Raw genomic sequence first — 22,324 nt, forward strand, 5'->3', positions numbered from 1 at the left:
ATCCTTATATTTCTCGCATAAACACTTACCCGTCTTTTAGGGACGCGGAAGGCGTTTTTGCTTATTACGTAACGAACTAAATTATTCAGCTGACATCCAGTTGTGGTGGAAGACGCCTTCTTTGTCTACACGTTTGAATGTGTGTGCGCCGAAGTAATCGCGTTGTGCTTGAAGCAGGTTCGCAGGCAGTCTTTCAGTACGATAGCTATCATAGTAAGCCAATGCGCTGGAGAATCCAGGTACTGGAACACCCATCGTTACAGCTGAAGCGATAACTTTACGCCATGCGGACTGGTAATTGTCCATAACATCCTTGAAGAAAGGATCAAGCAACAGGTTCTTAAGATCTGCATTGTTCTCGTAAGCATCCGTGATGTTTTGTAGGAAACGGGAACGGATAATGCAACCGCCGCGCCAAATTTTAGCCAACTCACCATATTTCAGATCCCAGCCGTATTCGTCAGAAGCTACGCGAAGTTGAGCGAAGCCTTGAGCATAGGATACGATTTTACTTGCGAACAATGCTTTACGCACGTTCTCGATGAATTCAGCTTTGTCACCATCAAATGGTGTAGCTTCTGGTCCGTTAAGCACTTTGCTTGCTTCTACGCGCTCATCCTTCATTGCAGACAGGAAGCGTGAGAATACGGATTCGGTAATCATGGACAAAGGTACACCAAGATCCAGTGAGCTTTGGCTTGTCCATTTACCAGTTCCCTTTTGTCCAGCGGAATCAAGGATCACGTCAACCATTGGTTTACCAGTTTCTTCATCATACTGAGCAAAAATGTCTGTAGTAATTTCGATCAGATAGCTGTCGAGCTCACCGCTATTCCACTCTTTGAAAATGTTGTGAAGTTCTTTTGCATCCAGACCCAGAACGTCTTTCAACAACTGGTAAGCTTCACAGATTAATTGCATATCACCATATTCGATACCGTTGTGCACCATTTTAACATAGTGTCCCGCACCGTCTGGTCCGATATATGTACAGCAAGGCTCACCGTCAACTTTAGCTGAGATTGCCGTTAGGATTGGTTCTACTAGCTTATATGCGCTTTCTTGACCGCCAGGCATAATGGAAGGACCTTTTAGTGCTCCTTCTTCTCCGCCAGAAACGCCAGTTCCGACAAAGCGGAAACCTTTTTCTTCCAGATATTTACTGCGACGAACCGTATCAGGGAAATAAGCATTTCCTCCGTCGATGATAATGTCGCCTTGATCAAGATGCGGCAACAGTTGCTCGATGGTAGCATCAGTAGCTTTACCAGCTTGAACCATGATCAGAATTTTGCGCGGTGCTTCAAGCGAAGCTACAAATTCCTCTACAGAAAATGTGCCTACGAGGTTCTTACCTTCCGCTTCAGCTAGAAGATCATGTGTCTTCTCCGGTGAGCGGTTAAACACGGATACGGAAAAACCTTTGCTTTCGATATTTAGAGCCAAATTCTTGCCCATTACCGCCAAGCCAATAACGCCGATTTGTTGTTTTGCCATCTGGTCCTCCACCCTTTGCACCCTATATTTTTGGGAAATCCATTTCTCGCAGTATAAGAATACCACCCTTTATCAGAGACAGCAAAGCCTGCCCTGCGAATAAAGATCAAATTCATCAACAAAACCATTGCCAATATGAAAATGATCACAATGACTATTTTAACGTTTTTAGTGCCAGAAGTGAACCCCTGTCTGCAAGTTCTCAAACAAATCTAAGGCACCCCGAAATTCGGGGTGCCCCTAAACAGCTTATTTCAGCACCTTGTTTACCATTCTAACATATACAATTCCTTCGTCAAAAAGGTAAGCTGAGCTCGGCATTTCTCCGCACGAATCATATCCTCAGCCTTAAGTGCATCATATAATCGATCCAGCTGCTCATCCACTTCAATCCTACGCTGGCGAATTCGTTCCTCTCCTTCAACAGAATAATAGAGCTTGGTCAGCTCCTCATCTGTGAGCATAGGACCCTTCTGGTATAAGACTCGCTGCTGATAACCCGAGATTTCGACAAGACGGATGACTTCGCCGAACAAAATATTTTCAATAATAATCTGACGGTCCCGGAAGCGCTTTACTATGGCATGGCCCCGCATGTCCCCAATTAACTTCTCCATCCATTCTGACAAGCGAGCATCACGAATCATATAGTCTCCCACGAGTTTATAGCCATCTTTGATCCTTTGAAACCGTAATTTCACCAGTTTACGACCCGTACGGACCGAAATTACAAAGACCTGTTCGTTCTCGCTCCAATATAGGGAATAACCTTTTTGAATCAAATCCTTGATCAGGTCCTGGATATGCTGTCTGTCGAAACGTAACTCCAGGTTACAATACTCCACCTCGTCGTTTTTGTTCACGGCACTCCCCCCTAACTGCTTCACATCTGCAAAGCCAACACAATTGTTCAATTCCCGAGTATTTATGGCTGCCGGACCTCTTCAAGTAGTAGTTACTAATGCGTTCGTCTTAGTCTTATTTTATACTTCAGTTTATGTAGCGGTAACTTGGTTTATTGACTATTTTTACCCGCAACAGACTTTCTCCAAACGCTGATTGAATTTTTTATTTCTTTTAGTCCTTTTTGAGCCGAATCCTTCCTAAAAAAAAGCCGCTGACAATCTAATTCTCAGATTGTCAGCGGCTTTTCACATCTAAGGTCAACTAGGTTTAAATTTCAGCTTCGTTCTGTGTACAATTAGTAAATGTAGCCCAAAGAGCATCAACATTACAATTGCACTCATCAGAAACGGTACACCGTGACCTACATGGTCCCATAGTCTACCTGATATCACCGGCCCTGCCACCATCCCAGAGCCTTGCAAGGTCAAGAATAGCCCCCACACAGTCCCTCGTTCCCCCTTAGGCACTTGCTTAGCCAGAAAGGCATTCCATGCCGGGAGAATAAGCGCGTAGCTTATACCGACCAATGCCACCGCGATAAAAGCAAGCGGGAGCCAGCGCACCTGTGAGAACAGGGCAAGGGAAAAGGCGGCGAGCAAAAAGCCAATGTTCAGAAACACAGTTGTTCCGATTCGGTCCACCAGCTTGCCTGCTGGAATTAGAGCAAGCACCGTAATTCCCCCACCTGCAATCAGAAGTAGACTAAACTGATTTGGACTAACATGAAGCTCCGTACGTGCAAACAAGGTAACTACAGGCGTCATCAAACCAATGGCAAAAGCCTGAAGAAATAAGGCTGGATATAGTAGGCGACTGACTTTAAGCGTCGTTCTGACCTGATGTAGTGTTCTTTTTATACTTTCTAATGGACTGATTTTTTTACGCTCAATAGCTCCGCCGAGCCCCTGCATGTCCCTTACAACTGCATGAGTTCCACTTGTCGAGATTCTCTTAGGTAGAAATAGGGCAACCACAACTACAACAGCAGCACACCCTAGCAGGACCAAAAAGGCTACACGATAGCTTTGTCCCCCCTGATCCATCAAAAAATTCACTACGATCGGACCGATTCCCGTTCCTGCGAGCGATGCCATCTCTACAGCACCCATAGCTGCACCACTGCTGCCGCTTTTAGTAGATCCCGCCAATTCCGTTATTCCGGTCATCACACAAGGCCAAAGCGGGGATGTCCCGATCCCAAGAATAAGACAGGCAATCGAAAGCGTAACTGCTGTTTTGGCATATATTATCATTCCAACAGCTACTAGGATCAACAACAAGGCACTTGTCATGGTCCAGCGAAATCCTATGCGCTCCATAACCCAGCCAGAAGGACTGCGGAATAGATTATCCCCCAAATACTGGAGCGCAAAGGCAAAGCCTACTACCGTAACAGATAGACCCAAAATATTCTCCATATATACGGGTAACAGAGCGACAAGTAGCGACCCTTTAACAAACTCAACTAAAAAAATAATTACCCACATCTCCATGATAAATGGCGACGTCAAACTGATATGTGTACGTTGTGCAGCTTTTGTGGACATTCTATCACATCCAAATCCTAGTATTCTGTAGATTGTTTTGTTATACTGATGCTTGCCTTAAATTTTAATATTCGCGAAAGGTTGTGACAGCATTAAATGAATCAACACCGTACTCCCCTCTTCACAGCTTTAAAAAAGCATGCCGCCGGCAATCCCGTTCAATTTCATATTCCGGGGCATAAGAAGGGGCTAGGAACCGATGCCGAATTCCGTGAGTTTATCGGCGATAACGCTCTATCCATCGATCTAATCAACATCGCACCGCTTGATGATCTACATCAGCCAACTGGAGTAATTCAGGAAGCTCAGAAGCTGGCTGCGAAGGCTTTCGGCGCCGACTATACGTATTTTAGCGTACAGGGCACGAGCAATGCCATCATGACGATGATCCTCTCTGTCTGCTCACCGGGTGATAAAATAATTGTGCCGCGTAACATTCATAAATCTGTGATGTCGGCCATTATCTTCTCCGGAGCCAAGCCTGTGTTTGTCTCGCCTGTTCAGGATGAGAATCTCGGGATAGATCACGGCATAACGACCAGTTCGCTGGAACGAGCGTTAAGGCGTCATCCAGACGCCAAAGGAGTTCTAGTAATCAATCCCACGTACTTCGGTGTATGCGCCGACCTGCGTTCGATTGTCGACCTGGCTCACCGTTACGGTGTACCCGTATTGGTGGACGAGGCACATGGAGTACTGATTCATTTTCATGAGGATCTGCCGGTATCGGCCATGCAGGCCGGAGCGGACATAGCTGCCACTAGTGTGCATAAACTTGGCGGCTCCATGACGCAAAGCTCGGTACTGAATCTTAATGCTAAGACGGGTCTGATTAACCCGCAACGGGTACAGACCATTATGAGCATGCTGACTACAACATCTACCTCATATATTTTATTAGCGTCTTTGGATACATCAAGACGTAATCTCGCGCTGAACGGTCATGAAATGGCGGAAAGAACCATCAGACTGTCCAACTACGCACGCGAAACGATCAATAAGATCGAAGGCCTGTACAGCTTTGGAAAAGAGATCCTTGGGACAGAAGCAACATTTGATCATGACCCAACCAAGCTCAACATTCATGTGCGCCATTTAGGGATCACAGGATACGAAACCGAAAACTGGCTGCGCGAGAAATACAACATCGAAGTAGAACTAAGTGACATGTATAATATTCTTTGCCTTATTACCCCAGGTGATACCCAAGAATCAGTAGATAAATTATTAGCTGCACTTCGGGTGTTGTCCGCCATTCATTATAGCAAGGGTGAAATCTACGAACTTAAGGTTCAGGTTCCAGAAATTCCACAGCTTGCTTTGATTCCAAGGGACGCTTTTTATGCGGATACGCAGTTAGTTCCATTCCGTGAATCTGCTGGCTACATTATTGCAGAGTTTATATATGTATATCCGCCTGGAATACCTATTCTTCTCCCTGGCGAAGTTATCACTCAGGATAACATCGATTATATTATCGACCATGTGGAGATTGGACTTCCGGTTAAGGGTCCTGAAGACCGCAGCATCACTAACATAAAAGTGATTGTAGAAGCCGATCCTATTTCCTAAGACCCATCATTTCCCTAAAAAAATTCATTCATTTATACAAAAACCCGATACCATAATAAGTATCGGGTTTCTGTATATAAACATCAACTGTCATATACACAATAGAACAGCTTAATTTAGTCGCTAAAATCTATTCTTGCTGAGCAAGCAGATTGTTGTAAGCTTCTTCAACAGCTTTCCATTCTTCTTCATCTTCGATATTGTACAATACCATTTCTTCGTCTTCTTCTTCCATACGAAGAATAATGCCATCCGCTTCAGGATTTTCCTTTTCTAACAGCAGCGCGTATAGTTTCTCACCGATGTCGAAAGTTTCAACCAATACCATTTCAACATCTTCGCCCTGCTCGTTCGTCAAGGTCAGCACAAACTCCTCGTGCTCATGGTCGTGATCATGCCCGCAACCGCATGCTTCACCATGCTCATGTTTGTGATCGCTCATTGTAATACCTCACTTTGAATTGTATTATCCTACATCTGGTATACTACCACGTTAGTTTAGTTCAGGTCAATTTAGAACCCTTAATTAAGAGCTGTAATTACCTTTTCTGACACAAGAACGTAATCCGCATTTTTGGAAGCTTTCATATAGAAGCCTACCCGATATTTGCCGGTTTCTTTAAAATCATAAGTAAACTCCGAGGTCGGAAACCAGAAATTATCCTTCTGCGAGCCTTCAAGCTCCTGCGACTGAATATCCTTAACATTACCAGAAGGGTCCGTTATGGCTACTTTCACAGCTGAAACCTCTTCTGTTAAGCTATCTACTTGGGTTAATATCTTAATCTTAAGCTTGCCTACGTTTACGTTACCAAAGACCGTATTATCTTTAAAAAGAACAATATGAACATTAGGCTTAAGAATCGTCACTTTTCCAGATCCGTCCCAATTCACTACCCCGCCCGCTTCTCTAGCGGGAATATATGTTTTTCCATCAATCAAATAACCGCCGTCTACAATTTCCGTCCCGTTGTTCCATACCCTGATTTTCTTACTCACAGAATCGGCGAACAATAAGGAGCCACCCATCAAGGAAAAAGCAAACACACATAAAGTGACTTTTTTCCATCTATTCATTTGAAACCCTCCAAATAATTCATGCTATTAATGTATACTTACTTTGTCTCAGCAAGTTGCGCTAATTGTAGGTAAATATTTCATTCATCTCCCTTAAAATGATATTATGTACTTGTTCAAAGTTGATATATTAGCTAACAGCGATTTCAGGAGGGTACTTTCTTATGAGTCTGAGCCTACAAATGCTAGGAACTGGCAATGCTTTTGCAAAAAACTATTTTAACAATAATGGCCTGCTACTAGCTGATGATTATACCCTACTGATTGATTGCGGGATTACAGCTCCGCTTGCCATGCATGCCATCGGGAAATCCTTCCGTGACGTAAACGCTACTCTAATTACGCATATTCATGCGGACCATGTTGGAGGTCTGGAAGAGCTAGCACTTACGCTAAAGCACGTATACGGGAAAACTATGAGATTACATTTACCTGAGACGCTTGTTGAGCCACTTTGGACCAACACCTTAAAGGGTGGATTATATCAAAAAGATGCAGTAGCCTCCCTGACCGATATCTTCGAGGTTACACCTATGAAACCCGGAATTACGTACAAGCTCGCTCCTTCTCTTTCGCTCGAAATCATACATACGCCGCATATTCCTGGCAAAGATAGCTATTCCCTTCTAATAAATAACGAGATTTTCTATAGCGCGGATATGACTTTTCAGCCGGAGCTACTTATAAGCCTTGTCCGAGAGCGCGGCGTCCGAATGATTCTGCATGACTGTCAGCTTGGCGGATCAGGGGTTGTTCACACCACGCTGAAGGAGTTAATGTCTTTACCTGAAGATGTTCGGCATATCATCAAGCTCATGCATTACAGCGATGAACAACCTCAATTCGTCGGGCTTACTGGAAAGATGGAGTTTATTGAGCAGCATGTAATTTATAAACTCTGATTATGATTAAAAAAAAGACCGTACATTGACGTCCGATGACGTATGTACGGTCTTTACCTTTAGAACTATGAGAAACTCGGAAGATTGTCCAAATTGTTGGTTGGGTCCCCATCCGCGTCGCCGCGAATATAAGTTCCTCCGTCTTTACCTTTAAAAGCATTCACTCCGGCAATATTTCCGGCTTGTACTTCTTGAAGCGCTTGGTCATACGCCAGGACACGTCCTGTAGAGGTCTGGAAACTGGTTAAATCTCCGTCTCCATTTTTCTGTACAGCTACGAAACTTTCGCGTTCGTTATTTGGCACTTCAGCTCGCCCCTTGCACTTGGATTTGCCATCATATGGCACATCCTAGCTTGCTTCATGGAACGGTAAATTATGTGCACTATTTTTAAAGAGTTTTCTGCATCCGTACATGTAAAATACCTGCGTCATAAAAAGGTTCCGTAGAAATCACTTCATATCCCAGCTTCTTGTAGAAATTCTCAGCTTGGCACTGTGCATCAAGAATCGAAGCATCCAGTCCAAGTTCCCGAGCAAGCTCTTCCATCGCAAGCAACAGAACACGTCCGTATCCTTTGACTCGATAATCTTTCAGTACGGCGATACGCTGCATTTTGGCTGTACCTGCTTTGTAATAAATCAATCTTCCCGTAGCCACAGGTACACCTTCATCTATAATTAGAATATGGTGCACATTCGGACCGATAACATCGTATTCATCAATTTCTTCCTCAGCCGGTACCATTTGTTCCTCTACAAATACTTTGGTACGAATATCCAGCCCCATCTGAAGCTGTTCCTCTTTAGTTACCCGTAAGATTTCTGCCGCCATGTTAGTCCCAAACTCCTCTCTCTATGTATCCAACGATAGTTGTCTATTATATAAAAATTCGACTAGAAAGAAAAGCCTGAGCATGAGAAATCGTCTTCTACGCTGCACTAATCTGCAGAATATACTTCTTCAGGAATCGAACGATTGTATGTGTCTTGCATCACTGGTGACAATGGAGGATACTGACCTTTCGGCTTTCCATCCAGGTTAGTCATTTCTTTGATTTCTATGACTTTTGTTGGCTTCGCCTCGGAACATCCTCCCAAAACCATCAGTAACAGCAGACAAACACCGACTTCCCATTTCAAAAATTTAGACATGGTTTTACTCCTTTCACCGCTCAACTGCAGTTATTCTCTTTACAGCTTTGACGTTTCAGGAGTTTTATAAACCATTGTATCACTTCATTGCCCGATCCTATCCCTTATAAATTCACATTTCCAACAGCATGGACCATGTACATCATTCCTGCCAGAAAGCCAGCTAATACAAAATAAGCGATACCGTATTTCCAGCGTGAGCTAGCCGGCACATCGTAATACTTATCGTTCTCGTAGACTGAATAGCTGATAGCACAATTCATCTTAAGATGAAGCCCATTCTCTAAGGTCACAGGCTCTAGGTGCGAGATACGTACCTTTTCAATGATGCATTGCTGCGGAAGCGTAGCTCTACCAATGTAGTTCAGCTGATCCCATCTCACCCCTACATACTGCTGTCTTTCCAAATCACTGTAAGTAGTAAAAGGTAAATCTCTTCTATGCTCTGGTCCTGGAATCATGTAGCCTGCATCTCTAAGTGGCACTACTGGAATTAAGAAACTCTTCGTTACAGAATAAAGGCGATTGTTAGTGCGTCTCTTGACATATTTGTTATACAGATCGTAAGCAAATAATGCCCAAATAATAAAGAATAAGATCGAACGCATATAGATGATGATAGCTAAACCACCCACGAGCCCCACAAGCCACAGCCAGCGCGTCACCGCGGTTGCAATACGGCCACCGTCAAGCGGGTGAATCGGCAGCAGATTGATCAGATTAAGTAAAAAACCTATGTAAGCCAAGGAATAGAAAAGTGGACTATCCATGTAATAAGCCGCCCCAAAAACGGCTGTAGCCCCAATGGTTCCTAAGATCGGACCTCCAAAAGCAATATAAGCTTCTGTCTGGGCATCCAACGGCTGTTTCTTCATTGTAATTAAAGCTCCCAAAAACGGTATAAATAGCGGAGCGCTGACTGGAAGCCCGATCCGTTTCGCTGCTATTACATGTCCTAATTCATGGACTAGCAAGAGCAGGACAAAGCCCACGGCAAACCCCCACGGGTAAATCAAAGCATAAGCCCCTATTGAAATCATCATTGATATTAACGGCCCGGCAATTTTACCTATTTTCAGAAGAGACAAAATCGCCTTTCCTTTAAACAGGAGCATCGCCGCCCCGCCTCCCAACCATTTCCATGGCGTGGAAGAATTCTTTTTCTGCTCATTTTGCGGCAAGATCTCAAGCCCCTTTATCTTTCAATTTTTATCTAACTTCTGTACATTACCATCCATTTTATCATAAGCGCTGCAGGAGTATTTCCATAAAAAAGCACTTGGCTAAGTATACGACGCAACTTTAAAGATGGAATGGGACAAGTATGGCCAACGCGCCCGGTTCAAAATTAGGGGGTGAGGAAGATGCTTGCACTTCAAAGTTTTTCCTCCTCGATTTTAATGATCACCTTCTAGGCAAACGCCGTGAACATTGTAGGCTAAGGGCCATAGACTGTTATCAGGATTTAAACAATTGAGGAGGTTCTCCATGGAATCAAATACAAATTTTCATCAACAGGTCTGTTGGAATTGTATGAACAAATACGTTGGTGTTACAATGACTGACGGTCAATCATTTGACGGCTTTATTGCTCATGTAGATCAAAATTATGTTACCCTTGCGGTTCCAAGCAATGAAATGGTTGAACACATGAACGGAATGCCTACAAAAGAATCGGCGTACAGACAATTTGGCTTCCGCCCAGGTTTTTACCCAAGACGTCGCTTCTATCCACGACGCATTCCTTTTTACGGCATAAGCGATTTGTTTTTACTTCCGTTCTTTATCTGAGATAGTGCAAAGGGGATGTTAGAGTCATCCTCTTTTTTTATTTTTTTAAAGACTATGTAAACTATCCTCCCTATAGATTGTAAAAAAAGAATTGCCATCCTACTCTATCGTATGGTATTATGAAATTCGTCGCAGGACGGTAGCTCAGCGGGAGAGCACTATCTTGACAGGGTAGGGGTCATGGGTTCGAACCCCATCCGTCCTATAGAAAAAAGCCTTGAATTTCAAGGCTTTTTGTTTTTATTCACTTATATTCTATTAAAAACCCCTGTGATACGAATTTGATACGAATCGCGATTTACTTTTCGTATCAGTTCATCTGATCCTCTGGGAAAATATCGCTTCTACCCTCCAACCAATCTCCAAATTCCGCTTTAATGATATATAATTCCCTTCCTGCTTTTGCAGCATAAAAAGGTGTATCTCTTAAGAATTCGTACAGCTTGGCTTGACTCATTTTCATTATCTTTAAGTGTTCGGGCGGAGTGTCATAGGTAAGCTGTCCCAATTAAGATTTTGTTTCTCGGTTATTTCTTGCAAATATCCTTGCCCTCCTTATTGAGTTCTTTTTCTTATACGAGTTTCAGCTCTAAAGCCAACTTGTAAAATGCTCTCCACCTAAATTTTAGTATAAGTAGGTGCGTTTAGTAACCGCATCGCACATCTCCATATCCTTTTGTCAGTCCCTTTGTGTCATTGGGCTTCCTCCCCCTCAAACCAGGTGAAATTGTCTCCGATCTGTTCCCAAACTCAATCTATATAAACCTCTTGGATGTCTTTTTCTGTAGCTTCATCGTTAAACTCTTGAACTTCCGTGTATCTACTCTGTTCGCCCCAACCTCTGTTGTTTACGAAAGTTATTTTCCTCATTTCTTATATCCTTCTTGTGGAAGAGGAGGACTATTCCCCTCTCTGTCCCTGTATCTTCGGTAACTTACTTCAAATAGATCAAGTTGCATATCAATCAACATCCTCTTTTCTTTGCTCCTTCACGATCTGTGTCTTACTGGTTCATATCTTCGTGCAGTGCAACAATTAATATGACTTTCGATGAAGATGCTTCTTTATGCTAACTGGCAGTATAGTTTAACTTAAAATAAACTTTCCGTTCCCCGCAGTTAACTTAAGATGTAATCTGAAAGCACCTTTTTTTGAAAGTGATACTCATCAAGAAACGTATTTATAAAGGAGTGGCTTAATGCAAGTTATTAAATCTATAATAGAGTGTCCAGAGCGTTATATAGAGTTTGCTGAATATGTTAAAGAAAAATGGCCAAATGTAAAGAAGGTAGTCCTCCCTAAAATTGACGAAAGTTTATCGGCTAAAGATGGTTTGCCATTTACATTTCTGCTATTGAAAAACGACAAAATAATTGGATTTTATCAATTGATTGTGCAGGAGTATATAATTCGTAAAGATTTATCGCCATGGATTGCACCTTTGTTCATTGACGAGAATGAGCGAGGGCAAGGTTTAGGTTCAGTATTGTTGGAGCATGCCAGAAAAATGGTGGGGCAATTAGGATATACGAAGGTTTATATAACGACCGACCATATTCGTTATTATGAGAAATATGGATTTAGAGAAGTCGGTTTAGATAATTTCGAATGGGGACGACCCACCAAAATTTATGAGCACGACACTATAAAGTAATTTATCGCAACATGGTTTGTTTTGGACTTAACTAACGAGGAACGTTAGTTAAGTCCTGTCACTTCTGGTGCGCTACATGCGTCTGCTTTGTCATAACCTTTATGTGAGAAGGGATACGCCTACTCCCTTAATGATCTGTACCTTCGTACTGTGCATCATCTAGCGGCCAGGATAACGTGGAAACATAATTCTCATACTTAAATTGCATGTTATAGTAATCTAGTGTTCGATTTAGAACTGTTCTCTTTCTAGCGTGTATAATATGTTTTCTCGTTAAGAATGGATGAATGTTAATAATACATATGGAGGGAATTAAGTTTGAGTACTCACTACTATTTCAGTTGGTTTAATAATTTTTTTCCAGAGAAGCTGGTCCATTATTTGCATGAGGATATACAAGACAGAAAATCGCTTGTTATGATTAGCGCTGATCCGTCTGGTTATACAGGTGAGCAAATTAACTTTGATGATGTTTCTGAATGGACATGGTTGAATCAGGCTAATATTATTTTTGAAGAATATCATTTCATTGATTACCGCATGCAGAAGGAAGATGCCCGGCGATTAATTCAAAACGCTTCTGTCATTTTTTTATGCGGTGGGTATCCTGTTTTGCAGAACGATTTTTTGGCGGATTATGAATTATCGGATGTTATTAAGAACAGCAATGCCGTTATAATGGGTGCCAGCGCCGGTGCGTTAAACATGGCTGCAAAATGGTTAAGCTTGAATAACACTGATGAAGCTGAAACAAGTACTATTTATGATGGTATTGGCTTTGATTATTTTGCCTATGAATCTCATTCTCAACGTGACTACGCCACGTTTGTTCAAGGCTATCTGTTCCCCTTATCTGAAGAGATTGATGTTTACGCGGCAGAACAGGAGAGCGCTATACGTGTAAAGGACGGCAAAATAGAAATAATGGGTCCTTTATATTTAATTTCCCGCTCAAAGATTCAGAAATTGGTTGAGACGCTCTAATTAGGATTGTCGGGCAGAAATGATGAATTTTTTAGACCGCCTTCAATGGCGGTCTTTCTATTTCCGGCAGATGCTAGTTGCTCATTTTATTGAACTAACGGGACAAGATAGTTCAATTAACCACTCAGTCGTAATTCTACTTGTTACACCAAGCATCAGGGTTGCATGATAGCTGAAGATAAGTCCAAGAAGAGGAATTTAGAAACATCGTAAGAGTTCGCGGAAAAACCCAAATGAAGTCTTTTTTATACATTGGAAAGAACTCCGATATTATTTTGAACGCATCAATAGATATAGGAAGTAAGGCACACTCAGCATTGTTACAATAATCCCTGCCGGAATATCCGACTTAAAGCTGACCGTCCGAGCAATCGTATCCGCTACAAGCAGCAATAGCGCACCAATAAGTGCTGAAGCTGGCAGAAGTACTTTGTAGTCGTGACCTACCAGCTTGCGAGCCACATGCGGACTAATCAATCCAATAAAGAAGATCGAGCCCCCGAGCGCTACACAACCAGAAGCAATGCCTACAGCCGCAATCGCCAGACGCAAAAATTTCTTCTTTACAGCGACTCCTAAGCCTATCGAAATTTCATTGCCTAACACCAAGACGTTCAATGTCCTGAAATTGGAAATAATATATGCGAATAGCAGCAATACCCAAGGTGCTAATAAGCTGATATAAGACCACTTGTCCCCCCATAAATATCCTGCTTGCCAACGCTGCGCAAAATCATACTTCTGGTCATCCAGCTTTAAAGTCAGGAATAACGACAGAGCACTTAACCCCATATTAATCGCAACACCAGTCAAGACAAGTCGTGTAGAAGAAATCAAACGACGTTTTCTATAGGCTAGAACATATATCAGAGCTGCTGCCAGCAAACCACCCAAGAATGCCATAGCTGGTAGTAATAATGTTATAGCGGTGCCTTGAATACCTACTGTTGAGATAATCAGCAACACCATAAGACCTGAACCTGAGCTAATACCAAGCATGCCGGGATCAGCCAAATCATTGCGCAGCAACGCCTGCATAACAGCACCTGCCAGTGCCATCCCAAATCCAACAAGTATCGCTAATACGATCCGAGGAAGACGAAACTTATAAACAACGAGATTATGCTCTTCTGGACCTTGTCCAAGCAATACTTGAAATACTTCAAGTGGATTAAGAGACACCTTTCCCATATTAAGACTAAGAATAGCTCCTGCAATGAGCAGTATTATGAGAGATAGAATCCATATTGTAGCCTTATGCGATTTAACAACATTCATTTGAAGGCTCTCCTCTCTTTGCTCGCAATTAACAAGAAGAAAGGAACACCAATCATTGCAAAAATAATGCCGAGTGCTGTCTCTGCCGGACGATTAATCAGCCTTCCTGCGATATCCGCTACAACCATAAGTGCGCCGCCGTAAATGGCTGATGCCGGAATAATATAACGATAATCTACACCTACAAAAAAACGCATGATATGCGGTATAATCAACCCTACAAAGCCGATTGGCCCAACAAGTGCAACAGCTACACCCGCTAGTAAAAGGACCGCAAGCGTAGCTATCATCTTAACGAGAACGATCCGTTGCCCGAATCCTTTCGCGATCTCTTCCCCCAAGTTTAAAACAGTGATAGAGCGTGCAATGAATAATGATAAAGCCAGCCCACCTAAGAACCAAGGAATAACTAGCTTAATTTCCATCCATGTTGCTCCAGCCACACTTCCCGAGGTCCAATAAGCAAGGGCACGACCAATTCCATAGTTTAATGAGATAAATGATCCCACAGCTCCAAATAGCATTGTAATGGATATTCCAGCTAGCACCAATCGTTGAGGTGTCATTCCTGAACGATTCATTGAAGCAGCAAGATACGTTAATCCTGCACCAAGTCCTGCGCCAATAAAGCTAACTAGCAAGGTTGTCGTCTGCAATTGCCCTGGAAGGAAAACTAATGTAACGGCCATTGCAAGAGCAGCTCCAGCATTTACTCCCATTAATCCCGAATCGGCTAAGGGATTTCGCGTATAGCCTTGCATAACTGCTCCTGCTACCGCGAGACACATGCCCGCAATAATATCTGCCGCCGTACGTGGAATACGAAGGGCATGGATAATCTGATGCTCGGTCAGTTCAGGATCAAAATTAAAAATCGCTGCCCATGCCATCTTCAGGCTCATGGAAGCAGAGCCAAAAGAGATAGAAGCCGCTACTGAAAGTAGCAGCAGCAATATCCCTAGGAGTAAAAACAGACCGAAATATGATTTCCCTCTTAAATTAGGAATAACAGCTGTTCTATCATCTAGCTTTCTATTTTTTTTCATACGCTGATACTAGCTTCTCAACTACAAAATCTAGCTGCTTATCAAGAGAGTAGATATCTGAATAATATGAAAAATCAAACCCAATTTCGATCAATCTACCTTCTTTGATTGCTGGAATGCTGTTCCAAATGGGGTTGTCCGACAAATCATCAGCCCCATCCCATACAGAACGGAACACGAAGTCTCCTATATACTCAGGTAACACTTCTAAGGAAACAAACCCTCCAGTAGCCTTCTCCCTGCCATCAATCTTCTTCTGAAGAATCTCTGGTGCTTTTAGTCCTAAGTATTCGTAAATAATCTGAGAACCTCTTCCGTAAAGCTTGCTATCGATTACCGCCATCTCTTTTTTGCCGCCCTCGATAATGGTTACTGTCTTATCTAAAATTCCAAGTTCATCAAGCTTCTGCTTACTTTTCTCCAACTTCTCGTGGAAATTGTCTAATAAAGCTTGTGCCTCCTGCTCCTTGCCAAATACCTCACCAATCTTCATTATACGTTCGTCTGTCGCCATTTTTTCATAAGGAATTGGAATGGTCGGTGCAATATCCTTAAGGATTTCGTAAGTTTCTTCAGAAGCAGCTATGATCAAGTCAGGCTTTACTGCCATAATAGCCTCTGGATTAGGTTCATACCATGAACCAAGATCTTCAATACCCCCCAACTCTTCTGCAAAGGCCGCTCCTTCAAAGACACTCGAAGTACCTACTGGCTTAATGCCGAGGGCAACAAGATCCCCTTGAAGGTATAACACGACAACTCTCTCTGGATTAGCTGGAACGACAATATCTCCCTTTACCGTAGAGATAGTTCTTGTCTGAGCCTCTTTATTGTTATTGTCAGTTGCAATTGAATTATTAGCTGATGATGATGTAACTTCAGAAGCTTTGGATCCCTTAGAATTCGTGGCATTAGAACCAACGTTTGCAGATCCGCATGCACTTAAAAGCAAGGTAAAGCTAAGCAGCATCGCTACAATAAAACTTGATGTCTTTGTTATTCGCATAGGTGAAGACCCTCCGGTTATTTTATTATGATAACAGTAGTGATAATGATTATCATATTCAACAACATTATATCGGGAGGATATGTTCTCGCCAATGGAGAATCTGGCGGTGGTAAATGGACGATTCTCCGATAAGCTCACCTGCCTGCTTTCCTTGCGGAATCGGATGGGAGATTGACCATTGTATTTACTAAACATACGACTGAAATAATACACATCGCTATATCCAACTTCTTCTGCAATATCGCGAAGTGGAGCATCGGTACATCGTAATAGCTCTTCTGCATGTTCAAGCCGGTATCGTATCAAATATTCGATCAAGCTGAACCCCGTCTCTCCTTTAAAACGCGTTGATAAATGACGAGGGCTATAATTAAATTGCTCCGCTATAGATTCTAGTGATAAATTGTGACGATAATGCACCTCAATATAACGGACAACCTGCCCAATGACATCCGGTTGCCTGAGGTTAATTCCATCCTTTGTAAACTGCTTTAATAATTCATGTATAAACTGATAGAACAAGCCTTTAACTTGAATTCTTTCCAATAAGCTTCCTTGTGCCCAGAGTTGTTCCATTGCCATTAGTTGATAGTGCAGTGGCAATGGCTCCAAAGACTCGAAGCCATACTGCATCCGAAATGGGTTGCTTCGTTCCAAAAGTCTTGCTAAATCCTTTCTTCCTGGTAAGGAGGCTCTATAGAATAATAAATAGTATTCAAAAATCTTCCCTGCCTCTATGCTTAGTCTCATACCCTTGCCACCATGCACAATAAAATGACGGTCTGCTTCGTAATCTATACCGTTGAGATTCAAGCTGGCCGCACCCCGCACACAGTAGATAAATCCACATGCAGGTAATATATAGCCTTGCAGCTTGTCCCCAGGCTCCATCACAGCATGTCGAATATCCAGCACTTTAACGGCTGCATAATTCCATGCGGCAATATGATCTTCCAACTTCATCTTGCATTTCACTCCGATCCGTTACACAATCTATTTAAGTTAATTACATCTTAAACATTGATAATGATTATCAATTAGTATTAGGCAGCTCTTCTATTTTGTCAATCGCTGTTTAGTGATTTCTTTTATAAATGTATTTGAACTAAACAGGAACAATCTCTCAATATTGCATCCCCTATAATTTAGCATTAATATAAAATAATGAGACTTACTGAAAATAGTTAATGAGTATCGTATTGAGGACTATTGCATTTTCGCAAACTCACTAAGGAGTAGGAGTGTTTTTTATATGTTATAGGGGGAAACGAATATTGGGACCAATGACTGAAGCTGATGCTCTACGTGAATGGTTTACTCTTTCCGGTACAGTGAAAGACATTTATATTATCGAGGTTGATGAGAACAATAAAGTAAGGCGCCAGATCGGACCCACAAAGAAGAAAAAGAAATAAGCTTAGCCTGCAGCAACCTACTATAACTTGATTGAAAAAGAGATAAAACGTAAAAAAGCCCCACCGACCTTTATAGGTTGATGGGGTATTTTATTAAAAAGGAAATTGAGTAAGCGAGAATATTAAGAGTACTATCCCAACAATCGAAGACAGAGCAGCCATTTTATCTTTAGTTTTAAAATAGGTAGCTCCGCCATTAAAAATCAGAGCTCCGCACATCCCCATCATTGTCCAAGACATAATCACTTGATCCTGATCACGGAAAAAAAATATTGCCAGAATGATTGTTGCTGCACTAAATAGAATACCGAACAGCCTTAGAGCTTTCAGCAAAAAATCCCCTCCCGAAATATTATGGGCTAATGAATTTGCAGCTTACTCGATATTACAAGAAAAAATGTAGCCAATGGGCCACAAAGCAAAGAAATTAACCTTGCGCTAACCCGGCATTTATTAATGCTAACGTGCCCCAACCCACAAAATACCCGTTATCCATCACGCACACGACCTTTCAACATCATTTTATAGGAATACGAATATCCAATATAATGGTTTCATCATACATAGATTACCATTCCTATAATAGAATCAGCTGATTATACAGACAAAGATGGTGGAAAAGATAAAATCGTCCTAATTCAAGGTGAAAAGTCGTCCTCCAGTAGTGAACTTATAATTTTTATTAAGGATGATAAAATTGGTTGGGGATATTCGTCTAATGACAAGAATAAAGAACCCTTTAACGAAATGAGAAAATTCTTCAAAGAGCCTGTAAATAACACATCTGATTCAGGTACAACTGAACAGTCTCCTGAAGCGACACTTAAAGAAATTAGTAATTTTGTCATTTCAGATATTTGGAATGTTGGATTTGTTGATATCAGTTGGTATGCAAGTTCAGGAACTAGCTCTACAGGTGAAGCCATAGATATAGATTTTACAATTGAACAATTAGGAAAAGCGATGAGTACAAAATTAGAATACGATAATTACATCAACAACCTGGGTGCAAAATACGATTCAATTAAAAACATCTGGTCTAAGCTCTCTGGTGAGATTGATCGTATGTACAAGCAAATCCAAGATACTCCTCCTATAGCAAATGATGCTACCACTAAATTAGATACAGGAATATTCAATCAGTACCAGGATGCTTTTAGTGATGAGGTAGATAAATTATCCAATTCTTAGATAAAAATAAATCCCTGCCAACCCCTCAGGTTGCAGGGATTTGTTATACATGCTGAAATTTCAACAACTACTTTATTCTTGTGGCGATAAGCTGGATCGTTTCATCAGAGTCTTTTACAAGACATTTCAAAGTAATGCCCAGTACAAGTGAAAATAAAGAGATCATAAAACAAATGACTGTGATCAGTGCTCCTCTTAAGTCATTTGTGAAATTATAACGCAAGATTTCTGAGAAGCTGCTAGTAGAAAAGAAAATTATAATCAAAATAAAAAACAATCCAAAAACACAAAATAAAATGTTTGATATTTTATTAACTCTTTCAAAATAACTCATTTATTCAACTCCTCTGATCAAGATAATAATCCACCAAGACATAAATGGTACCGGCAATACCAAAGGATTTGTGAACAACCCAAGAGAAAGGAAAAATTATAATTGGGTAAAGAACGGCTGAAAAAAGAAATGCTAAGAAAATAAAAACAAACCCTATATTTTGAACCCCATAGTATTCAGTCGTGTTGATTTTATTTCCTTCCCATAGCTCTAATCCAAAAGTGGCCAAGGTGAATAAAATCGTCGAAACAAACCATAACATAATATGCTTAACTACACGCAAAGTAATCCCACCAATTTCAAGCTTTATATATCAGCCGTTTCATTCATAAGTTCTATTGTTAAATCTGCTTCCAATAATCATTTAGTACTTGGTTCTATTGAAGTTAAAAAAGGTTTTTGCCCTATTCTACTATTATAGGAAACAAAGTACTCCTCATTTATATTAATCAACTTAAATATTCCTTTTGGGATTGTGACTGTAGTTTGATCACTGCTCATATTTTGTACTACTATTTCTCTTTTATCTACTGACACTACATTAACAACAGCAGATGTACCTGCCATCAAAAGGTACCATATTATAAATAAAAATATGATCAAAGGAAGAAAAGAGAAGATTTTACGATTATTCATATCTATCTCCTCAGAGTAAGGATCATATAATGGACATGATAGTTACCTCCTATCCATTCCCGAACAATTCTTGTATATATTTTTCCGACATATATTCTCTAAACTCTTTATCTAATAAGTATATTTCATCTTGTTTTATCCACTGGTAGTTAAAAACAGTTCCACAGTCTTCTCCTTCACCCTCTCCAGTGAATCTCCACTTTTCAGGTAATCTTGTTTCTGGAATCAGAAGATAGTCATGTCTTTCAACATTTGCTTCTATATAATCCTTATAATAATATTGTGTTCCTATTTTCTTTACTAATTTAAATTGTTTAAGTCCACTTTCTTCTTGAATTTCCCTGAATAAGGCTTCTTCTTCTGTTTCCCCGGCATCGACATTACCACCTACTAATCTAAAGGGTACTTCTGGTACATTCAGATAAACTAATAAGGTTTTTACTCCAACTTCATTGTCTTGCAAAATAAAACCGTATACTTTCTTTCTAAACGGTTTCCCTATCTTCATTCATCATGTCCCCCTATTTAGCTTCTTATTAACGATAATAAAAAAGTATTTGATCATTGATCAAATACTCCTCGCGTACGGTATTATGAAATATATACTCCCTTGAGGTCATCAAGTTATACTAGTCGAACATACCATAAATTTACTTTATTGTATTCTGAAAACCTAAATTAAACAAGAGTAACTCTTGTTTTTTGACAGAATACTTCCTCACACTCACTCCGCTTCTGTTTAGCACATTACAATCTATTGTGCATTTTATATAGAGAAGCTTAATAGAAAGGGGTGAATCAGAATGGCAACTCGTCAACCTGATTTAGTGTTGATCACTTGGAGCAGAAATCCTTTGGTTCGTGGCTCTGCGCGTAGGATTATTTCTGTCCGCATCATTGGAGATGCTGAGCCTTGTCGACCTAGCTTAAGACCCAACGGGCTACTTGACACCGCCTTAGCTTGTTTATTAGATAATGACGTTGGTTTTAAAGTGGTGTTTCGTAAAAAAACTTCAAGGATTAGCGGCTATTTGCTGCTACAACGCCATTAATATTTTTAAGGGGCAGTTAAGTTGCTGCTCTTTTTTTTAGCGTTAAATAGAATCTGAATCTGATTGAAATTAGGTGAGTCCATGAACTTACAAGATGTAAAAAAGAGCTATGATTTAATTGTAAGCTTAGGTATGTCTTGTGCTCCTGCTATAAATATGCAAAGAAATAACCTGAGAACATTCTCCATGCCTCTCGACTGGATGATTTCTTATTCATTAACTGATGTAAACAGACTTTATAAAAATAGATTTCAGAATTTCATGGAGTTAACAAATCTGCAAATGCTCGAAGAGACACATTTTTTTCTAGAGGATGGCGTACCTGCTTATCCTAATGGGAACAAAAATGCTTTAGTGAAATCATATTTTATTCAGGACACCTTTTATAACATTATCTCGGTACATGATTTTCCAATCACCTTGGGTAAGCATTGGTCTACGACCTATTCATCTTATAAAGCAAAGCTGGATCTACGAATTAAGAGATTTTGGGACAAATTACTATGCAGTAAAAAAATTCTATTCATTAGATGGTTCGCCACATACGAACAGGCTGTAGAGCTACAAGCGATTTTGTCTGATATATTAAAGCCGAACGAATTCACTGTCCTTATCCTTTATCCCGTTCGTGAATTAACATCAGTACGAGAAATCCATTGGAATATTAATCATATTTGTGTGTTAGAATTTCCTGATGATATGAACGATTATGCTAGCTGGGATTATATTTTGAAAGATATACAAGTAACGAGCGATTAATTTATCTCCTATTTAAAAATGACCCTCTCATGGGTCATTAATGTTGACGGCTTCGGTCCATCAAATGATTAATCATTTCTTGCGCAGCAAAAACATATGGGTTCAGATATAACCTACTGATACTTACAAATATAGCAATAGGGTTACTGACTCCAAAATCACTTTGGCTCCAAAGTGATTTTGGATTTATAAGTTCAGGCTCTGCAAGATCATACTTTTCCATCAGCCTTTCCTTTGTTCCACTATCCATTACAGCTCCGTTTTCTTTATCCGCAAAAACTGCTCCTGATGAAAAATACGCCATGATCATTACAAAGGAAATGATGAGTATTGCTAGTTTCTTTTTACGCATAATACATCTCCTAATTCTTTCTATGTTCTATACTAAACTCTAAACCTTATACCAACTCAAATATTTCTCGGGTAATCGCAGGAAATCTATGTATTCGACAATCTTGATCATATGTAGATAATATTCTATGCATTAAATGGAATAAATAGGTTCAAAATCTATAATACA

General features: G+C 40.7%; 27 protein-coding genes and 1 tRNA gene. 10 read left to right on the top strand and 18 right to left on the bottom strand.

Annotation, left to right across the window (positions count from 1 at the left end; translation table 11 throughout):
• Positions 1-81: 81 nt before the first annotated feature.
• The 3 genes from gndA to CA598_RS24010 all read right to left on the bottom strand — a co-directional run bounded on the left by gndA (position 82) and on the right by CA598_RS24010 (position 3,950).
• Positions 82-1,497: an NADP-dependent phosphogluconate dehydrogenase gene (gene gndA, locus CA598_RS24000; RefSeq protein ID WP_094871406.1), complete on the bottom strand. Its 1,416-nt coding sequence runs from the start codon at positions 1,495-1,497 to the stop codon at positions 82-84.
• Between the two features lie 266 nt (positions 1,498-1,763).
• Positions 1,764-2,360 carry a hypothetical protein gene (locus CA598_RS24005; protein ID WP_094871404.1) on the bottom strand — a complete coding sequence of 199 codons (597 nt, stop codon included), beginning with the start codon at positions 2,358-2,360 and terminating at the stop codon, positions 1,764-1,766.
• Positions 2,361-2,660: 300 nt separating this feature from the next.
• Positions 2,661-3,950 carry an MFS transporter gene (locus CA598_RS24010; RefSeq protein ID WP_094871403.1) on the bottom strand — a complete coding sequence of 430 codons (1,290 nt, stop codon included), beginning with the start codon at positions 3,948-3,950 and terminating at the stop codon, positions 2,661-2,663.
• 96 nt (positions 3,951-4,046) lie between these two features.
• Between CA598_RS24010 and CA598_RS24015 the strand changes: the two genes are divergently transcribed.
• A complete protein-coding gene (locus tag CA598_RS24015; protein WP_094871400.1) occupies positions 4,047-5,522 on the top strand; it encodes an aminotransferase class I/II-fold pyridoxal phosphate-dependent enzyme in 1,476 nt (491 codons plus the stop codon).
• 130 nt (positions 5,523-5,652) lie between these two features.
• On the opposite strand, the gene CA598_RS24020 is transcribed toward CA598_RS24015, so the two are convergent.
• On the bottom strand, positions 5,653-5,964 hold the full coding sequence (locus tag CA598_RS24020; protein ID WP_042187300.1) for a DUF1292 domain-containing protein: 312 nt from the start codon (positions 5,962-5,964) through the stop codon (positions 5,653-5,655).
• Positions 5,965-6,044: 80 nt separating this feature from the next.
• Positions 6,045-6,599 (bottom strand): copper amine oxidase, encoded by a 555-nt coding sequence (locus CA598_RS24025; protein WP_042187298.1) that lies wholly within the window; start codon positions 6,597-6,599, stop codon positions 6,045-6,047.
• Between the two features lie 164 nt (positions 6,600-6,763).
• Here CA598_RS24025 and CA598_RS24030 point away from each other — a divergent pair, with 164 nt between their 5' ends.
• Positions 6,764-7,501, top strand: coding sequence for an MBL fold metallo-hydrolase (locus CA598_RS24030; protein ID WP_094878149.1), 738 nt, complete (start codon positions 6,764-6,766; stop codon positions 7,499-7,501).
• Between the two features lie 65 nt (positions 7,502-7,566).
• Here CA598_RS24030 and CA598_RS24035 read toward each other — a convergent pair whose 3' ends face one another.
• The 4 genes from CA598_RS24035 to CA598_RS24050 all read right to left on the bottom strand — a co-directional run bounded on the left by CA598_RS24035 (position 7,567) and on the right by CA598_RS24050 (position 9,836).
• Complete coding sequence (locus CA598_RS24035; RefSeq protein WP_042187294.1) at positions 7,567-7,806, bottom strand: DUF3892 domain-containing protein; 240 nt, start codon at positions 7,804-7,806, stop codon at positions 7,567-7,569.
• An 85-nt stretch (positions 7,807-7,891) separates the two neighbouring features.
• A complete protein-coding gene (locus tag CA598_RS24040; protein ID WP_094878150.1) occupies positions 7,892-8,335 on the bottom strand; it encodes a GNAT family N-acetyltransferase in 444 nt (147 codons plus the stop codon).
• Between the two features lie 107 nt (positions 8,336-8,442).
• Positions 8,443-8,655, bottom strand: coding sequence for a hypothetical protein (locus tag CA598_RS24045; RefSeq protein WP_094878151.1), 213 nt, complete (start codon positions 8,653-8,655; stop codon positions 8,443-8,445).
• Positions 8,656-8,759: 104 nt separating this feature from the next.
• Positions 8,760-9,836, bottom strand: a complete 1,077-nt coding sequence (locus CA598_RS24050) for a site-2 protease family protein (RefSeq protein ID WP_094878152.1) — start codon at positions 9,834-9,836, stop codon at positions 8,760-8,762.
• A 307-nt stretch (positions 9,837-10,143) separates the two neighbouring features.
• On the opposite strand from CA598_RS24050, the gene CA598_RS24055 reads away from it, so the two are divergent.
• Positions 10,144-10,446: a phosphatidylinositol kinase gene (locus tag CA598_RS24055; protein WP_094871392.1), complete on the top strand. Its 303-nt coding sequence runs from the start codon at positions 10,144-10,146 to the stop codon at positions 10,444-10,446.
• A 133-nt stretch (positions 10,447-10,579) separates the two neighbouring features.
• Positions 10,580-10,651, top strand: a tRNA-Val gene (locus tag CA598_RS24060).
• 105 nt (positions 10,652-10,756) lie between these two features.
• Here CA598_RS24060 and CA598_RS32435 read toward each other — a convergent pair.
• On the bottom strand, positions 10,757-10,903 hold the full coding sequence (locus CA598_RS32435) for a hypothetical protein (RefSeq protein ID WP_179283755.1): 147 nt from the start codon (positions 10,901-10,903) through the stop codon (positions 10,757-10,759).
• A gap of 741 nt (positions 10,904-11,644) precedes the next feature.
• Here CA598_RS32435 and CA598_RS24065 point away from each other — a divergent pair.
• Both CA598_RS24065 and CA598_RS24070 read left to right on the top strand, forming a co-directional pair.
• A complete protein-coding gene (locus CA598_RS24065) occupies positions 11,645-12,100 on the top strand; it encodes a GNAT family N-acetyltransferase (protein WP_094878153.1) in 456 nt (151 codons plus the stop codon).
• A 318-nt stretch (positions 12,101-12,418) separates the two neighbouring features.
• The gene (locus CA598_RS24070; RefSeq protein ID WP_094878154.1) at positions 12,419-13,084 is read left to right on the top strand and encodes a type 1 glutamine amidotransferase family protein; all 666 of its coding nucleotides are present in this window, start codon (positions 12,419-12,421) and stop codon (positions 13,082-13,084) included.
• 270 nt (positions 13,085-13,354) lie between these two features.
• Here CA598_RS24070 and CA598_RS24075 read toward each other — a convergent pair whose 3' ends face one another.
• From CA598_RS24075 to CA598_RS24085, 3 genes are read right to left on the bottom strand one after another with little or no spacing between them, the layout of a single operon-like run.
• Positions 13,355-14,362, bottom strand: coding sequence for a FecCD family ABC transporter permease (locus CA598_RS24075; RefSeq protein WP_094878155.1), 1,008 nt, complete (start codon positions 14,360-14,362; stop codon positions 13,355-13,357).
• Positions 14,359-15,408 carry a FecCD family ABC transporter permease gene (locus CA598_RS24080; protein ID WP_094878156.1) on the bottom strand — a complete coding sequence of 350 codons (1,050 nt, stop codon included), beginning with the start codon at positions 15,406-15,408 and terminating at the stop codon, positions 14,359-14,361. Before CA598_RS24080 ends, CA598_RS24075 begins: the two co-directional genes overlap by 4 nt.
• Complete coding sequence (locus tag CA598_RS24085; RefSeq protein WP_094871380.1) at positions 15,395-17,380, bottom strand: AraC family transcriptional regulator; 1,986 nt, start codon at positions 17,378-17,380, stop codon at positions 15,395-15,397. Before CA598_RS24085 ends, CA598_RS24080 begins: the two co-directional genes overlap by 14 nt.
• 311 nt (positions 17,381-17,691) lie before the next feature.
• On the opposite strand from CA598_RS24085, the gene CA598_RS32440 reads away from it, so the two are divergent.
• Complete coding sequence (locus CA598_RS32440; RefSeq protein ID WP_156113100.1) at positions 17,692-17,832, top strand: hypothetical protein; 141 nt, start codon at positions 17,692-17,694, stop codon at positions 17,830-17,832.
• A gap of 93 nt (positions 17,833-17,925) precedes the next feature.
• On the opposite strand, the gene CA598_RS24090 is transcribed toward CA598_RS32440, so the two are convergent.
• The gene (locus CA598_RS24090) at positions 17,926-18,165 is read right to left on the bottom strand and encodes a hypothetical protein (protein ID WP_094871378.1); all 240 of its coding nucleotides are present in this window, start codon (positions 18,163-18,165) and stop codon (positions 17,926-17,928) included.
• Between the two features lie 414 nt (positions 18,166-18,579).
• Between CA598_RS24090 and CA598_RS24095 the strand changes: the two genes are divergently transcribed.
• On the top strand, positions 18,580-19,023 hold the full coding sequence (locus tag CA598_RS24095) for a hypothetical protein (RefSeq protein ID WP_094878157.1): 444 nt from the start codon (positions 18,580-18,582) through the stop codon (positions 19,021-19,023).
• Positions 19,024-19,361: 338 nt separating this feature from the next.
• On the opposite strand, the gene CA598_RS24105 is transcribed toward CA598_RS24095, so the two are convergent.
• The 3 genes from CA598_RS24105 to CA598_RS24115 form a co-directional block, all read right to left on the bottom strand.
• Positions 19,362-19,640, bottom strand: coding sequence for a hypothetical protein (locus tag CA598_RS24105; RefSeq protein ID WP_094878158.1), 279 nt, complete (start codon positions 19,638-19,640; stop codon positions 19,362-19,364).
• A 77-nt stretch (positions 19,641-19,717) separates the two neighbouring features.
• Positions 19,718-19,993: a hypothetical protein gene (locus CA598_RS24110; RefSeq protein ID WP_094878159.1), complete on the bottom strand. Its 276-nt coding sequence runs from the start codon at positions 19,991-19,993 to the stop codon at positions 19,718-19,720.
• Between the two features lie 49 nt (positions 19,994-20,042).
• A complete protein-coding gene (locus CA598_RS24115) occupies positions 20,043-20,501 on the bottom strand; it encodes an NUDIX domain-containing protein (RefSeq protein ID WP_094878160.1) in 459 nt (152 codons plus the stop codon).
• Between the two features lie 295 nt (positions 20,502-20,796).
• On the opposite strand from CA598_RS24115, the gene CA598_RS24120 reads away from it, so the two are divergent.
• Together CA598_RS24120 and CA598_RS24125 are read left to right on the top strand one after the other, a co-directional pair.
• Complete coding sequence (locus CA598_RS24120) at positions 20,797-21,045, top strand: hypothetical protein (RefSeq protein WP_094878161.1); 249 nt, start codon at positions 20,797-20,799, stop codon at positions 21,043-21,045.
• A gap of 81 nt (positions 21,046-21,126) precedes the next feature.
• Positions 21,127-21,804 (top strand): DUF1796 family putative cysteine peptidase, encoded by a 678-nt coding sequence (locus tag CA598_RS24125; RefSeq protein WP_094878162.1) that lies wholly within the window; start codon positions 21,127-21,129, stop codon positions 21,802-21,804.
• 37 nt (positions 21,805-21,841) lie between these two features.
• On the opposite strand, the gene CA598_RS24130 is transcribed toward CA598_RS24125, so the two are convergent.
• Positions 21,842-22,156 carry a hypothetical protein gene (locus CA598_RS24130; protein WP_094878163.1) on the bottom strand — a complete coding sequence of 105 codons (315 nt, stop codon included), beginning with the start codon at positions 22,154-22,156 and terminating at the stop codon, positions 21,842-21,844.
• Positions 22,157-22,324 lie beyond the last annotated feature (168 nt).

The sequence above is a fragment of the Paenibacillus sp. VTT E-133291 genome (assembly GCF_002264395.1).
In the GTDB taxonomy this organism is placed as follows: Bacteria; Bacillota; Bacilli; order Paenibacillales; family Paenibacillaceae; genus Paenibacillus_AQ; species Paenibacillus_AQ nitricinens.

Coding starts and splice junctions, on each gene's coding strand:
- gndA (WP_094871406.1), bottom strand. CDS start 1,497: ATGGCAAAACAACAAATCGGCGTTATTGGCTTGGCGGTAATGGGCAAG.
- CA598_RS24010 (WP_094871403.1), bottom strand. CDS start 3,950: ATGTCCACAAAAGCTGCACAACGTACACATATCAGTTTGACGTCGCCA.
- CA598_RS24015 (WP_094871400.1), top strand. CDS start 4,047: ATGAATCAACACCGTACTCCCCTCTTCACAGCTTTAAAAAAGCATGCC.
- CA598_RS24020 (WP_042187300.1), bottom strand. CDS start 5,964: ATGAGCGATCACAAACATGAGCATGGTGAAGCATGCGGTTGCGGGCAT.
- CA598_RS24025 (WP_042187298.1), bottom strand. CDS start 6,599: ATGAATAGATGGAAAAAAGTCACTTTATGTGTGTTTGCTTTTTCCTTG.
- CA598_RS24030 (WP_094878149.1), top strand. CDS start 6,764: ATGAGTCTGAGCCTACAAATGCTAGGAACTGGCAATGCTTTTGCAAAA.
- CA598_RS24040 (WP_094878150.1), bottom strand. CDS start 8,335: ATGGCGGCAGAAATCTTACGGGTAACTAAAGAGGAACAGCTTCAGATG.
- CA598_RS24045 (WP_094878151.1), bottom strand. CDS start 8,655: ATGTCTAAATTTTTGAAATGGGAAGTCGGTGTTTGTCTGCTGTTACTG.
- CA598_RS24055 (WP_094871392.1), top strand. CDS start 10,144: ATGGAATCAAATACAAATTTTCATCAACAGGTCTGTTGGAATTGTATG.
- CA598_RS32435 (WP_179283755.1), bottom strand. CDS start 10,903: ATGAGTCAAGCCAAGCTGTACGAATTCTTAAGAGATACACCTTTTTAT.
- CA598_RS24065 (WP_094878153.1), top strand. CDS start 11,645: ATGCAAGTTATTAAATCTATAATAGAGTGTCCAGAGCGTTATATAGAG.
- CA598_RS24075 (WP_094878155.1), bottom strand. CDS start 14,362: ATGAATGTTGTTAAATCGCATAAGGCTACAATATGGATTCTATCTCTC.
- CA598_RS24080 (WP_094878156.1), bottom strand. CDS start 15,408: ATGAAAAAAAATAGAAAGCTAGATGATAGAACAGCTGTTATTCCTAAT.
- CA598_RS24085 (WP_094871380.1), bottom strand. CDS start 17,380: ATGAAGTTGGAAGATCATATTGCCGCATGGAATTATGCAGCCGTTAAA.
- CA598_RS24095 (WP_094878157.1), top strand. CDS start 18,580: ATGAGAAAATTCTTCAAAGAGCCTGTAAATAACACATCTGATTCAGGT.
- CA598_RS24110 (WP_094878159.1), bottom strand. CDS start 19,993: ATGAATAATCGTAAAATCTTCTCTTTTCTTCCTTTGATCATATTTTTA.
- CA598_RS24115 (WP_094878160.1), bottom strand. CDS start 20,501: ATGAAGATAGGGAAACCGTTTAGAAAGAAAGTATACGGTTTTATTTTG.
- CA598_RS24120 (WP_094878161.1), top strand. CDS start 20,797: ATGGCAACTCGTCAACCTGATTTAGTGTTGATCACTTGGAGCAGAAAT.
- CA598_RS24125 (WP_094878162.1), top strand. CDS start 21,127: ATGAACTTACAAGATGTAAAAAAGAGCTATGATTTAATTGTAAGCTTA.
- CA598_RS24130 (WP_094878163.1), bottom strand. CDS start 22,156: ATGCGTAAAAAGAAACTAGCAATACTCATCATTTCCTTTGTAATGATC.